Genomic DNA, 13,469 nt, shown 5'->3' with positions numbered 1-13,469 from the left:
AGATGAGTAGAATATCACAAGTGCATCGTATTTTAGAACAAAAACATTTAGATGCAGTTATTATACTTTCAGATTTTAATAGAAGATATTTATCAGGTTTTACTGGAACAAGTGGTGCGTTAATTATATCTAAAGATAAGCAGTATTTAATTACTGATTTTAGATATATTGATCAAGCGACAGCGCAAGCTCCAGATTATAAAATTGTTAATCGTAAATCTACAATTATTGATGAAGTTAAAGAGTTGTTACATCAAGAAAATTTTGAAAACATAGGATTTGAAGGTCATCAAGTAAGTTACGATACTTATTTAGAATTAAACAAAAGTCGCTTAACGTTAATTAGTATTTCAAATGCTGTAGATAAAATTAGAGATGTAAAAGATAAAGAAGAAATAGCATTGATTCAAAAAGCTGCAGATATTGTTGATGAAACCTATGAATACATACTGACTGTGGCAAAAGCTGGTATGACTGAGAAAGAATTAAAAGCAATTTTAGAGAGTAAAATGCTTGAACTAGGTGCGGATGGACCATCATTTGATACGATTGTTGCATCTGGGCAAAGAGGTGCATTACCTCATGGTGTTGCAAGTGATAAAGTTATTGAAAAAGGTGATATGATAACGTTAGATTTTGGTGCTTATTATAATGGTTATTGCTCAGATATAACAAGAACATTTGCAATTGGAGAGCCGAATCCAAAACTAAAAGAAATTTATCAAATTGTGCTTGAATCTCAAATGAAAGCAATAAATGAAATTAAACCAGGCATGACTGGAGCAGAAGCGGATGCAATTTCTAGAGATTATTTAGATTCAAAAGGTTATGGCAAAGAATTTGGTCATTCATTAGGCCATGGTATTGGACTTGAAATTCATGAAGGTCCAATGTTAGCAAGAACAATTCAAGATAAACTACAAGTAAATAACTGTGTTACAGTAGAACCAGGTGTTTATATCGATGGTTTAGGTGGAATTAGAATAGAAGATGATATTTTAATTACAGAAAATGGGTGTCAAGTCTTTACTAAATGCACAAAAGACCTTATAGTTTTAACATAAGCGTGTAAAATGAGGAGGAAACTGAATGATTTCGGTTAATGATTTTAAAACAGGTTTAACAATTTCTGTTGATAACGCTATTTGGAAAGTTATTGATTTCCAACATGTAAAGCCTGGTAAAGGTTCAGCATTCGTTCGTTCAAAATTACGTAATTTAAGAACTGGTGCTATTCAAGAGAAAACGTTTAGAGCTGGTGAAAAAGTAGAACCAGCAATGATTGAAAACCGCCGCATGCAATATTTATATGCTGATGGTGATAATCACGTATTTATGGATAATGAAAGTTTCGAACAAACTGAACTTTCAAGTGATTACTTAAAAGAAGAATTGAATTACTTAAAAGAAGGTATGGAAGTACAAATTCAAACATACGAAGGTGAAACAATCGGTGTTGAATTACCTAAAACTGTTGAATTAACTGTAACTGAAACTGAACCAGGTATTAAAGGTGATACTGCAACAGGTGCTACTAAATCTGCAACTGTTGAAACTGGTTATACATTAAATGTGCCTTTATTTGTAAATGAAGGCGACATTTTAGTTATCAATACTGGTGACGGAAGTTACATTTCAAGAGGTTAATCAATTAATTGAAAGCAAATGTATTGATATATCCTTTTTAACTTAAAGCATTATTTTTAAACAAAGTCTCATAAAAAGCTATTGCCTAAAATGATTATAGGTTATATGCTGTTATGAGGCTTTTTGATTTTAAACAGATGTAAAAAAGTTGTGTGAGTATTACTTATAACATGGTTATTAAACAAATTACGAAATAAAGCACACAGCTAAAGGTAAAATTTAAATATTAAAATGTTAAAACAAAATCATTATTCTGAATCGCTACATGAAGAGATTTTTAAATTTTAATTGGAAGAAAGATAATGATATTTATACAAGTAAATGCGTACATAAAATATTAAATGGTTTAATAATGTTAGTTAATTATGCACCTTATAATGTCGCCCGCGATATGAACATGCTTGAATTGACGAGTTGACTCAAGTAAAATAGACGGGTAGATGAAAACAAACTGAAGGAGTCAGTAACAATGAACTTTAAAGAAATTAAAGAATTAATCGAAATTCTGGATAAATCAACTTTAACGGAAATCAATATTGAAGATACAAAAGGCAAAGTTACTCTGAAAAAAGAAAAAGAGACTGAGATAATCACGCCACAAATCTCACAAATGCCAGTTGAGACTGCGGTGATGCCTGCACCACAAGTTCAAGCAACTGATAACAACAAAGCTGAAGCGCCAAAAGCTGCATCAGATAATCACAAAACAATTAATGCACCAATGGTAGGTACATTCTACAAATCTCCATCTCCAGACGAAGAAGCATATGTACAAGTTGGAGATACTGTATCTAATGAAACAACAGTATGTATATTAGAAGCTATGAAGTTATTTAATGAAATTCAAGCAGAAATTTCAGGTGAAATTGTTGAAATCTTAGTTGAAGACGGACAAATGGTAGAGTATGGCCAACCGTTATTTAAGGTGAAATAATGAAAAAGGTTTTAATAGCAAATCGTGGTGAGATCGCAGTTAGGATTATCCGAGCATGTCGTGATTTAGGTATCCAAACTGTGGCAATCTATTCAGAAGGGGATAAGGATGCGCTACATACTCAAATTGCTGATGAAGCATATTGCGTTGGTCCCACTTTGTCTAAAGATTCGTATTTAAATATTCCAAATATCTTATCTATTGCAACATCTACAGGTTGCGATGGTGTGCATCCAGGTTACGGCTTCTTAGCAGAAAACGCTGATTTTGCAGAATTATGTGAAGCATGCCAATTGAAGTTCATAGGACCGAGTTATAAATCTATTCAAAAAATGGGTATTAAAGACGTTGCTAAAGCTGAAATGATTAATGCTAACGTACCAGTTGTTCCTGGTAGCGACGGTTTAATGAAAGACGTTTCAGAGGCAAAGAAAATTGCTAAAAAAATTGGATATCCAGTTATTATTAAAGCGACTGCTGGCGGTGGCGGTAAAGGTATCCGTGTTGCCCGTGATGAAAAAGAACTTGAAACTGGCTTCCGTATGACTGAACAAGAAGCACAAACTGCTTTTGGTAACGGTGGATTATATATGGAGAAATTCATCGAAAATTTCCGCCATATTGAAATTCAAATCGTCGGAGATAGTTATGGAAATGTCATACATTTGGGTGAACGTGATTGTACGATACAAAGACGAATGCAAAAATTAGTCGAAGAAGCACCTTCTCCAATATTAGACGATGAAACACGTCGCGAAATGGGTAATGCTGCAGTGCGCGCAGCTAAGGCAGTTAACTACGAAAATGCGGGTACTATTGAATTTATCTATGATTTAAATGATAACAAGTTTTATTTCATGGAAATGAATACTCGAATTCAAGTAGAACATCCAGTAACTGAGATGGTGACAGGAATTGATTTAGTAAAATTACAATTACAAGTTGCAATGGGTGAAGTATTACCTTATAAACAAGAAGATATTAAGTTAAATGGACATGCTATCGAGTTCAGAATAAACGCTGAAAATCCATATAAAAACTTTATGCCATCACCAGGTAAAATTGAGCAATATCTTGCACCAGGTGGATATGGTGTTCGAATAGAGTCTGCATGTTATACTAATTATACAATACCGCCATATTATGATTCGATGGTAGCAAAATTAATTATACATGAATCAACACGAGACGAAGCTATTATGGCAGGCATTCGTGCATTAAGTGAATTTGTGGTTCTTGGTATTGATACAACTATTCCATTCCATATCAAATTATTAAATAACGACATATTTAGAAGCGGTAAATTTAATACAAACTTTTTAGAGCAAAATAGTATTATGAATGATGAAGGTCAATAGGAGGTCAATCCATGGTCAAAGTAACAGATTATTCAAATTCAAAGTTAGGTAAAGTAGAAATAGCACCAGAAGTGTTATCTGTTATTGCAAGTATAGCCACTTCAGAAGTAGAGGGTATTACTGGTCATTTTGCTGAATTAAAAGAAACAAATTTAGAAAAAGTTAGTCGTAAAAATTTAAGCCGTGATTTAAAAATCGAGAGTAAAGAAGATGGCATTTATATTGATGTTTATTGTGCCTTAAAACATGGTGTTAATATTTCAAAAACTGCAAATAAAATTCAAACGTCAATTTTTAATTCAATTTCTAATATGACAGCGATAGAACCGAAACAAATCAATATTCACATTACACAAATCGTTATTGAAAAGTAATGTGATATAACCAAAATAGATAAAGACAAATACAAACGTTTGAAGGAGTTAATAATGAGTCGTAAAGAATCCCGAGTACAAGCTTTTCAAACTTTATTTCAGTTAGAAATGAAAGACAGTGATTTAACGATAAATGAAGCAATTAGCTTTATTAAAGATGATAATCCAGACTTAGACTTTGAATTTATTCATTGGCTAGTTTCAGGTGTGAAAGATCATGAACCTGTATTAGATGAAACAATAAGTCCATATCTAAAGGATTGGACAATTTCACGTTTGCTAAAAACAGACAGAATTATTTTGAGAATGGCGACGTATGAAATATTGCATAGTGACACACCGTCAAAAGTTGTAATGAACGAAGCAGTTGAATTAACAAAGCAATTTAGTGACGATGATCATTATAAATTTGTAAACGGTGTATTAAGTAATATAAAAAAATAAAATTGAGTGATGTTATATGTCAGATTATTTAAGTGTTTCAGCTTTAACGAAATATATTAAATATAAATTTGATCAAGACCCACATCTCCAATCTGTATTGATTAAAGGTGAGCTTTCAAATTTTAAAAAGCATTCAAGTGGTCATTTATACTTTAATGTAAAAGATAAAGAAAGCGTTATAAGTGCCATGATGTTCAAAGGTAGTGCTTCTAAATTAAATTTCGAACCAAAAGAAGGTGACGAGGTTTTATTAGAAGCACGTGTTTCTGTTTTTGAACGTCGTGGCAACTATCAAATTTATGTAAATAAAATGCAATTAGATGGTATTGGTAACTTATATCAAAAATTAGAAGCATTAAAAAAGAAATTAGCCAAAGAAGGCTATTTTAATGACTCAAATAAAAAATCAATTCCTAAGTTTCCTAAAAAAATTGCAGTCTTAACAGCAAGCACTGGCGCAGCTATTCGCGATATTCATTCAACAATTAATAGTCGTTTTCCACTCGTAGAGCAAATACAAATAAGTACTTTAGTTCAAGGTGAAAAAGCAAAAGAAGACATTATTGAAAAAATTGAATATGCTGATAGTTTAGGTGTAGATACGATTATTGTTGGTCGTGGTGGTGGCTCAATTGAAGATTTGTGGAATTTTAATGAAGAAGAAGTTGTCCGTGCAATTTTTAATTGTCAAACACCTATCATTTCAGCTGTAGGACATGAAACGGACTTTACATTAAGTGATTTTGTAGCAGATATCAGAGCGGCAACGCCAACACAAGCTGCTGTAATTGCTACACCAGATCAGTATGAACTATTACAACAAATTCAACAATATCAATTTACGTTAACTCGTTTCATCAAAAAGTATTTAGAGCAGCATCGTAAACATATCGAACATTTATCATCATACTATAAATTTAAACAACCAAGTTTATTGTATGACCAGCAAATTCAGCGTCGAGATGATTTAGAAAAGAAATTAAAACAACAAGTTGTATTAACCTTTGAGCAACAAAGGAATCAATTGAAATTATTACAACAAAGATTTAATTTACGTGAATTATTACGAAATGTTAATCGAGAACAACAAAATAACGTTCAAATGACACAACGACTTATAAAAGTTTTAAATAGTAAAATACTAACTTATAAAAATGACTTGAAATTTAAAGTGGAAAATTTAAATAATTTAAGTCCAACTAATACGATGTTACGTGGTTATGCAATCGTTAATAAAGAAAATCAGGTCATTACAAGTACTAAAGATTTAAATGAAAATGATCAATTAACATTAACGATGAAAGATGGTTCAGTAGACGCAAAAGTTACGAAAGTTAGGTGGAATAATGACTAAAGAAACGCAAAGTTTTGAAGAAATGATGCAGGAATTAGAGCAAATTGTTCAAAAATTAGATAATGAAACAGTATCTTTAGAGGAATCATTAGATTTATATCAACGAGGTATGAAATTATCAGCAGCTTGTGACACAACATTAAAAAATGCCGAAAAAAAGGTTAATGATTTAATAAAAGATGAAGCTGAGGATGTTCAAGATGATGAATCAAACAATGAATAATTTAATTGAACAAATCAATTATGAATTGTCTGTTGCGATTAACAATTCCACTATGGATACAAAATTAGAAGAGAGTATGTTGTACTCATTGAATGCTGGGGGTAAACGAATTCGTCCAGTACTATTATTGTTAACGCTTGATTCATTAGGTGAGAATTACAAGTTAGGTATGAAAAGTGCAATAGCGTTAGAAATGATTCATACGTATTCATTGATACATGATGATTTACCAGCAATGGATAATGATGATTATCGACGAGGTAAGTTGACTAATCATAAAGTGTATGGTGAATGGACTGCAATTTTGGCCGGTGATGCATTGTTAACTAAAGCATTTGAGCTGATTTCAAATGATAGCATGCTAGCTGACCAAGTTAAAATTCAAGTATTACAACGTCTTTCTGTTGCAAGCGGTCATCTAGGTATGGTTGGTGGTCAAATGCTTGATATGCAAAGTGAAGGTAAATCAATTAATCTAGAAACATTAGAAATGATTCATAGAACTAAAACAGGTGCACTTTTAAACTTTGCAGTAATGAGTGCTGCTGATATTGCCAATGTAGATAAAAATACGAAAACACTTTTAAATAGTTTTAGTGAACATTTAGGTTTGATGTTTCAAATTAAAGACGATTTGCTTGATTGCTATGGTGATGAAACAAAATTAGGTAAAAAGGTTGGAAGTGACCTGGAAAATAATAAAAGTACATATGTAAGTTTATTAGGAAAAAAAGGCGCAGAAGATAAATTGTTATATCATAAAGATGCAGCGATTAGTAATCTTAAACAAATCGATGATAAATATAATTCAAAACCGTTATTAGATATCGTTGAGTTATTTTATAATAGAGACCACTAAAAGAAAAGTTGTCGATTAGTAACAATAGTTAAATTTGTAAATGACGTTCTGTATATTTACGACTAACATTGTTACTAATCGATTTTTTGAATAAAGAATGTCACGAAAATTTTATATAAATAATTATAAAGTGATTTTATATTTTCACAATAACAAGCACAATAATGACGCTTGTTTAAAAAATATTTCTATTTATGTTATGGACATTAAAGATAATGATTAGCAAGTAAATTACACATATATTCATTTTTATACATATTTCGAGCAATATTTATGCGTTATTTGAAAACTGAACATTGCTAAGGAAGCGAAATATAAACTATATTAACCCTTTTTACGCAAAGGTGTTTAGTAGTAGTATATGTGTGCATGTGTTAGAATAAATGTATAAATATTCGTAATCAGAGGTGTTTACTATGCCCAAAAAATCGGTTAGGCATATTAAAATTAGAGAAATTATTTCAAATGAACAGATAGAGACACAAGATGAATTAGTTAAACGATTAAACGATTATGATTTAAATGTTACTCAAGCAACTGTATCTCGAGATATTAAAGAATTACAACTTATTAAAGTACCTATACCTTCTGGACAATATGTTTATAGTTTGCCAAATGATAGAAAATTTCACCCATTAGAAAAATTGGGACGTTATTTAATGGATTCATTTGTAAATATAGATGGTACTGATAATTTACTAGTATTAAAGACATTGCCAGGCAATGCACAATCAATTGGTGCTATCTTAGACCAAATCAATTGGGAAGAAGTTTTAGGTACGATATGTGGTGACGACACTTGTTTAATTATTTGCCGTAGTAAAGAGGCGAGTGATGAAATCAAGTCTAGAATTTTTAATTTGTTATAAGGATGCGATGTGTTTATGTTACAAACCTTATCAATCAAGCAATTTGCTATTATTGAAGAGCTAGAAATTCAATTTTCTGATGGTTTAACTGTTTTAAGTGGTGAAACAGGATCTGGTAAATCAATTATTATCGATGCAATTGGTCAATTAATAGGTATGAGAGCATCATCAGATTTCGTTCGACACGGTGAAAAAAAGGCTGTTATTGAAGGAATATTTGATATTGACGAAAGTAAAGATGCAATACATATTTTGAAAAGTTTGGATATAGATGTTGATGAAGATTTTTTGTTAGTGAAAAGAGAAATTTTTAGTTCTGGTAAAAGTTTATGTAAAATTAATAATCAAACAGTAACTTTGCAAGATTTACGAAGAGTTATGCAAGAACTATTGGATATTCATGGACAACATGAAACGCAATCTCTGTTAAAACAAAAGTATCATTTAACATTATTAGATAATTATGCAGAATCTCGTTATCAAGATTTGTTAGACGAATATCATCAAACTTTTCAAAATTATAAAGACAAAAAGCAAGAATTAGAAGAGTTGGAATCTGCAGATCAAGCCTTGCTTCAGCGTTTAGATTTGATGAAGTTTCAATTAGAAGAATTATCTGATGCTCATTTAAAAGATGGCGAGATTGAACAACTTGAAGTTGATATTAAACGTATCCAAAATTCTGAAAAACTGAGTTTAGCACTTAACAATGCTCATTTAACATTAACTGATGAAAATGCGATTACAGATCGTTTGTATGAATTAAGTAACCACTTATTAACAATAAATGATATTGTGCCAAACAAATATGACAAATTAAAAGAAGATATTGATCAATTCTATTATATTTTAGAAGATGCAAAGCATAAGTTATATGATGAAATGGCCAATACAGAATTTGATGAACAAGTCCTAAATGAATATGAATCACGTATGAATCTACTTAATAATTTAAAACGTAAATATGGTAAAGATATAACTGAGTTGATTGCATATCAGGAAAAGCTTAATAACGAAATTAATAAGATTGAAAATTATGAGCAAAGTACTGCGCAACTTCGAGAAGAAATAAAAGAGTTATATCAACAAGTAATTGCTGTAGGCCAATCTTTGTCAAAACAACGTCGCATTGTGGCAAGAGAACTTAGAGATCACATAGTAGCTGAAATACAGAATTTGCAAATGAAAGATGCAAATTTAGAAATTTCGTTCAAAGCAATAGAAGAACCTAATATGGATGGTATTGAATTTGTAGAATTTCTAATCAGTCCTAATAAAGGAGAACCTTTAAAGAGTTTGAATAAAATTGCTTCAGGCGGAGAACTTTCGAGAATTATGTTAGCTTTAAAAAGTATATTTGTTAAATCAAGAGGTCAAACTGCAATTTTATTCGATGAGGTTGATTCTGGTGTTTCAGGACAAGCTGCGCAAAAAATGGCTGAAAAAATGCGTGATATAGCAGAATATATTCAAGTTATTTGCATTTCACATTTACCACAAGTTGCTTCTATGAGTGACCATCATTTATTGATAACAAAAACATCAAAAGAAGACCGTACAACTACACAAGTTAAAGAATTAATTGGTGATGATAAAGTTGATGAAATTGCACGAATGATATCCGGTGCAAGTGTAACGGATTTAACGAGAGAAAATGCGCGAGAAATGATTCAACATAATCAAAGACATTAACATATTTTTATATTGATGAATGAGTATTCTGTGAAAATCTATCAAAATTATTCATTCTATGTAAGCATTGATGTAAAATTAGTAAGTATTCAATTTAACAAATAAGTAATAGAGGTCGGGACAAAAGCGTTTAGGATTTGAGCAGAACCGAACGATGAGCAAAATTGTTTTCCAAATTTTGTCGAACCGTGAGAGTTTCTGCCGAAAATCCTGCTTTTGGGACGCCGTTAATCGGTTTCCCAGAGCACAAAAACTTTATGTCTCAGCCTCAATATTAGTTAGGAGTAAGAGCATGTCAGAGAAACAATATGATTTAGTCGTTCTCGGTGGAGGTACTGCTGGATATGTAGCAGCAATACGTGCATCTCAATTAGGTAAAAAAGTTGCCATAGTAGAACGTCAATTATTAGGTGGCACTTGCCTTCACAAAGGATGCATTCCAACTAAGTCACTGCTTAAATCTGCAGAAGTATATCAAACTGTAAAGCAAGCAGCTAAGTTTGGGGTTGAAGTTCAAGAAGCAACTGTTAATTTTGAAAATATGTTGGCACGTAAAGAAGATATTGTTAATCAAATGTATCAAGGTGTTAAACATTTAATGCAACATAATCATATTGACATTTATAATGGTACAGGCCGAATTTTAGGTACTTCAATTTTTTCGCCACAAAGTGGTACAATTTCTGTCGAATATGAAGATGGTGAATCAGAATTATTGCCAAATCAATTTGTATTAATCGCAACAGGTTCGACACCTGCTGAGTTACCATTTTTAACTTTTGATCATGATAAAATTTTATCTAGTGATGACATATTATCATTAGCGACGTTACCATCTAGCTTGGGTATTATTGGTGGTGGCGTTATTGGAATGGAATTCGCATCGTTAATGACGGATTTAGGTGTTGATGTAACTGTTATTGAGGCTGGCAAAAGAATATTGCCTAATGAAAGTAAACAAGCGGCTCAATTGCTTAAAAAATCATTATCAGCGAGAGGTGTTAAATTTTATGAAGGTGTTCAACTTTCAGAAAATGATATAAATATTAATGATGAAGGTGTCACTTTTAACATTAATAAAGAAGATATTAAAGTAGAAAAAGTATTACTTTCGATTGGAAGAAAACCAAATACTTCAGATATTGGTTTAAATAATACTAAAATTAAATTGACTTCATCGGGTCACATTTTAATAAATGAATATCAACAAACTGAAGATAAACACATATATGCCGCTGGTGATTGTATTGGGAAATTACAATTAGCTCATGTCGGATCAAAAGAAGGTATTGTGGCAGTTGATCACATGTTTGAAAGTAATCCAATACCAGTTGATTATAATTTAATGCCTAAATGTGTATATACACAACCTGAAATTGCATCAATAGGTTTAAATATAGAGCAAGCTAAAGCAGAAGGAATGAAAGTTAAAAGTTATAAAGTGCCATTTAAAGCAATTGGTAAAGCTGTAATTGATAACCATGGTCCAAATGAAGGATATAGTGAAATGGTTATTGATCAGTCAACGGATGAAATTGTAGGTATTAATATGATTGGTCCACATGTAACAGAATTAATAAATGAAGCATCACTGTTACAGTTCATGAATGGCTCAGCATTAGAATTGGGACTAACAACACATGCGCATCCTTCCATTTCAGAAGTATTAATGGAATTAGGATTAAAAGCAGAAAATAGAGCTATTCACGTATAAATAGGAGGATTTAATATGATTGATTATAAATCATTAGGCCTTAGCGAAGAAGACCTAAAAGTAATATATAAATGGATGGATTTAGGTAGAAAAATAGATGAAAGGCTATGGTTATTAAACCGTGCTGGTAAAATTCCATTCGTTGTAAGTGGTCAAGGACAAGAAGCAACTCAAATAGGAATGGCTTATGCTTTAGAGCAAGGAGACATTACAGCGCCATATTATAGAGATTTAGCTTTTGTTACTTACATGGGCATCTCAGCTTATGATACATTTTTATCTGCTTTTGGTAAGAAAGATGATGTTAATTCAGGTGGAAAACAAATGCCATCACATTTCAGTAGTAGAGAAAAAAATATTTTATCTCAAAGTTCTCCAGTAGCGACACAAATTCCGCATGCAGTCGGAGCTGCCTTAGCTCTTAAAATGGATGGATCAAATAAAATTGCTACAGCAACAGTTGGTGAAGGTAGTTCTAACCAAGGAGACTTCCATGAAGGATTAAACTTTGCTGGAGTACATAAACTTCCTTTTGTTTGTGTAATTATTAATAATAAATATGCTATTTCTGTTCCAGATTCATTACAATATGCTGCAGAAAAATTGTCAGATAGAGCTCAAGGCTATGGAATTCATGGTGAGCAAGTAGATGGTAATGACCCTTTAGCAATGTATAAAGCAATGAAAGAAGCTAGAGAAAGAGCAGTTTCTGGAAAAGGATCTACATTGATTGAGGCAGTTACTAGTCGAATGACAGCACATTCATCTGATGACGATGATCAATATCGTACGAAAGAACAGCGTGACGCATTAAAAAAAGCTGACTGCAATGAAAAGTTCAAGAATGAATTATTAACTGCAGGTATTATCGATGAGGCATGGTTGTCTGAAATTGAAACTGAACATAAAGATATTATAAATAAAGCGACTAAGGTAGCTGAAGACGCACCATACCCTAGTGTAGAAGAAGCATATGCATTTGTTTACGAAGAAGGGAGTCTAACTCATGGCTAAATTATCTTATTTAGAGGCGATTCGCCAAGCACAAGATTTAGCATTACAACAAGATAAAGATGTGTTTATACTTGGAGAAGATGTTGGTAAAAAGGGTGGCGTATTTGGCGCAACACAGGGACTACAACAAAAATATGGTGAAGAAAGAGTCATTGATACTCCTTTAGCTGAGTCAAATATTGTAGGTACTGCTATTGGTGCATCTATGGTAGGAAAAAGACCAATTGCAGAAATTCAGTTTGCTGATTTTATTTTACCGGCTACTAATCAAATTATTAGTGAAGCAGCAAAAATGCGCTATCGCTCAAATAATGATTGGCAATGTCCCTTAACAATTCGTGCACCATTTGGTGGTGGCGTTCATGGTGGTCTTTACCATTCCCAAAGTATTGAAAGTATATTTGCTTCATCACCAGGATTAACGATTGTTATTCCTTCAACACCATACGATGCCAAAGGTCTTTTATTATCATCAATTGAATCAAATGATCCGGTTTTATACTTTGAACATAAAAAAGCATATAGATTCTTAAAAGAAGAAGTACCAGAAGATTATTATACTGTGCCTTTGGGTAAAGCAGATGTTAAACGTGAAGGCGAAGATTTAACAGTTTTTTGCTACGGATTAATGGTCAATTACTGCTTACAAGCCGCTGATATTTTAGCGGCAGATGGTATTAATGTAGAAGTTGTTGATTTACGAACTGTTTATCCATTAGACAAAGAAACAATCATTGACCGTGCTAAAAAAACTGGTAAAGTTTTATTAGTTACTGAAGATAATTTAGAAGGAAGCATCATGTCAGAAGTTTCGGCAATTATTGCTGAACATTGTTTGTTTGAATTAGATGCACCAATAATGCGTTTGGCAGCACCAGACGTACCATCTATGCCATTTTCACCAATATTAGAAAACGAAATAATGATGAATCCAGAAAAAATATTGAACAAAATGAGAGAATTAGCAGAGTTCTAGGAGGGAAAGTC

General features: G+C 32.0%; 14 protein-coding genes. All 14 read left to right on the top strand.

The genetic code is table 11. The features are described 5' to 3' along the window. The first annotated feature begins 2 nt into the window (after window positions 1-2). The 14 genes from ML436_07415 (at window position 3) to ML436_07350 (ending at window position 13,458) form a co-directional block, all read left to right on the top strand. Window positions 3-1,064, top strand: a complete 1,062-nt coding sequence (locus tag ML436_07415) for a Xaa-Pro peptidase family protein (protein UMT77032.1) — start codon at window positions 3-5, stop codon at window positions 1,062-1,064. Between the two features lie 25 nt (window positions 1,065-1,089). After that, the gene (gene efp / locus ML436_07410) at window positions 1,090-1,647 is read left to right on the top strand and encodes an elongation factor P (GenBank protein UMT77031.1); all 558 of its coding nucleotides are present in this window, start codon (window positions 1,090-1,092) and stop codon (window positions 1,645-1,647) included. A gap of 469 nt (window positions 1,648-2,116) precedes the next feature. Then, window positions 2,117-2,581: an acetyl-CoA carboxylase biotin carboxyl carrier protein gene (gene accB, locus ML436_07405; GenBank protein ID UMT77030.1), complete on the top strand. Its 465-nt coding sequence runs from the start codon at window positions 2,117-2,119 to the stop codon at window positions 2,579-2,581. Then, window positions 2,581-3,939: an acetyl-CoA carboxylase biotin carboxylase subunit gene (gene accC, locus ML436_07400; GenBank protein ID UMT77029.1), complete on the top strand. Its 1,359-nt coding sequence runs from the start codon at window positions 2,581-2,583 to the stop codon at window positions 3,937-3,939. The genes accB and accC overlap by 1 nt, the downstream gene beginning before the upstream one ends. Before the next feature lie 11 nt (window positions 3,940-3,950). Then, window positions 3,951-4,313, top strand: a complete 363-nt coding sequence (locus ML436_07395) for an Asp23/Gls24 family envelope stress response protein (GenBank protein ID UMT77028.1) — start codon at window positions 3,951-3,953, stop codon at window positions 4,311-4,313. 54 nt (window positions 4,314-4,367) lie between these two features. After that, on the top strand, window positions 4,368-4,757 hold the full coding sequence (gene nusB / locus ML436_07390; GenBank protein UMT77027.1) for a transcription antitermination factor NusB: 390 nt from the start codon (window positions 4,368-4,370) through the stop codon (window positions 4,755-4,757). A 16-nt stretch (window positions 4,758-4,773) separates the two neighbouring features. Continuing rightward, window positions 4,774-6,111, top strand: a complete 1,338-nt coding sequence (gene xseA / locus ML436_07385) for an exodeoxyribonuclease VII large subunit (GenBank protein UMT77026.1) — start codon at window positions 4,774-4,776, stop codon at window positions 6,109-6,111. Further along, window positions 6,104-6,334 carry an exodeoxyribonuclease VII small subunit gene (locus ML436_07380; GenBank protein ID UMT77025.1) on the top strand — a complete coding sequence of 77 codons (231 nt, stop codon included), beginning with the start codon at window positions 6,104-6,106 and terminating at the stop codon, window positions 6,332-6,334. Before xseA ends, ML436_07380 begins: the two co-directional genes overlap by 8 nt. Beyond that, window positions 6,312-7,193, top strand: coding sequence for a polyprenyl synthetase family protein (locus ML436_07375; GenBank protein ID UMT77024.1), 882 nt, complete (start codon window positions 6,312-6,314; stop codon window positions 7,191-7,193). Before ML436_07380 ends, ML436_07375 begins: the two co-directional genes overlap by 23 nt. A gap of 416 nt (window positions 7,194-7,609) precedes the next feature. Next, window positions 7,610-8,062, top strand: a complete 453-nt coding sequence (gene argR / locus ML436_07370; protein UMT77023.1) for a transcriptional regulator ArgR — start codon at window positions 7,610-7,612, stop codon at window positions 8,060-8,062. 15 nt (window positions 8,063-8,077) lie between these two features. Next, window positions 8,078-9,754, top strand: coding sequence for a DNA repair protein RecN (gene recN, locus ML436_07365; GenBank protein UMT77022.1), 1,677 nt, complete (start codon window positions 8,078-8,080; stop codon window positions 9,752-9,754). A 292-nt stretch (window positions 9,755-10,046) separates the two neighbouring features. Beyond that, window positions 10,047-11,468, top strand: coding sequence for a dihydrolipoyl dehydrogenase (lpdA, locus tag ML436_07360; GenBank protein ID UMT77021.1), 1,422 nt, complete (start codon window positions 10,047-10,049; stop codon window positions 11,466-11,468). Between the two features lie 15 nt (window positions 11,469-11,483). Continuing rightward, entirely contained in the window at window positions 11,484-12,482 is a 999-nt protein-coding gene (locus ML436_07355) for a thiamine pyrophosphate-dependent dehydrogenase E1 component subunit alpha (GenBank protein ID UMT77020.1), read from the top strand. Beyond that, window positions 12,475-13,458: an alpha-ketoacid dehydrogenase subunit beta gene (locus ML436_07350; GenBank protein ID UMT77019.1), complete on the top strand. Its 984-nt coding sequence runs from the start codon at window positions 12,475-12,477 to the stop codon at window positions 13,456-13,458. Before ML436_07355 ends, ML436_07350 begins: the two co-directional genes overlap by 8 nt. Window positions 13,459-13,469: the final 11 nt, after the last annotated feature.

This window comes from Staphylococcus roterodami (genome assembly GCA_022493055.1).
GTDB classification, from domain to species: Bacteria; Bacillota; Bacilli; order Staphylococcales; family Staphylococcaceae; genus Staphylococcus; species Staphylococcus singaporensis.
The sequence above is the reverse complement of the archived record's forward strand: the minus strand, read 5'-3'. Positions and strand labels throughout refer to the sequence as shown.

Excerpts from the sequence above, each read along its gene's own strand:
- nusB (UMT77027.1), top strand. The coding sequence starts at position 4,368 with ATGAGTCGTAAAGAATCCCGAGTACAAGCTTTTCAAACTTTATTTCAG.
- efp (UMT77031.1), top strand. The coding sequence starts at position 1,090 with ATGATTTCGGTTAATGATTTTAAAACAGGTTTAACAATTTCTGTTGAT.
- ML436_07395 (UMT77028.1), top strand. The coding sequence starts at position 3,951 with ATGGTCAAAGTAACAGATTATTCAAATTCAAAGTTAGGTAAAGTAGAA.
- argR (UMT77023.1), top strand. The coding sequence starts at position 7,610 with ATGCCCAAAAAATCGGTTAGGCATATTAAAATTAGAGAAATTATTTCA.
- accC (UMT77029.1), top strand. The coding sequence starts at position 2,581 with ATGAAAAAGGTTTTAATAGCAAATCGTGGTGAGATCGCAGTTAGGATT.
- ML436_07380 (UMT77025.1), top strand. The coding sequence starts at position 6,104 with ATGACTAAAGAAACGCAAAGTTTTGAAGAAATGATGCAGGAATTAGAG.
- ML436_07350 (UMT77019.1), top strand. The coding sequence starts at position 12,475 with ATGGCTAAATTATCTTATTTAGAGGCGATTCGCCAAGCACAAGATTTA.
- recN (UMT77022.1), top strand. The coding sequence starts at position 8,078 with ATGTTACAAACCTTATCAATCAAGCAATTTGCTATTATTGAAGAGCTA.
- accB (UMT77030.1), top strand. The coding sequence starts at position 2,117 with ATGAACTTTAAAGAAATTAAAGAATTAATCGAAATTCTGGATAAATCA.
- lpdA (UMT77021.1), top strand. The coding sequence starts at position 10,047 with ATGTCAGAGAAACAATATGATTTAGTCGTTCTCGGTGGAGGTACTGCT.
- ML436_07415 (UMT77032.1), top strand. The coding sequence starts at position 3 with ATGAGTAGAATATCACAAGTGCATCGTATTTTAGAACAAAAACATTTA.
- xseA (UMT77026.1), top strand. The coding sequence starts at position 4,774 with ATGTCAGATTATTTAAGTGTTTCAGCTTTAACGAAATATATTAAATAT.
- ML436_07375 (UMT77024.1), top strand. The coding sequence starts at position 6,312 with ATGATGAATCAAACAATGAATAATTTAATTGAACAAATCAATTATGAA.
- ML436_07355 (UMT77020.1), top strand. The coding sequence starts at position 11,484 with ATGATTGATTATAAATCATTAGGCCTTAGCGAAGAAGACCTAAAAGTA.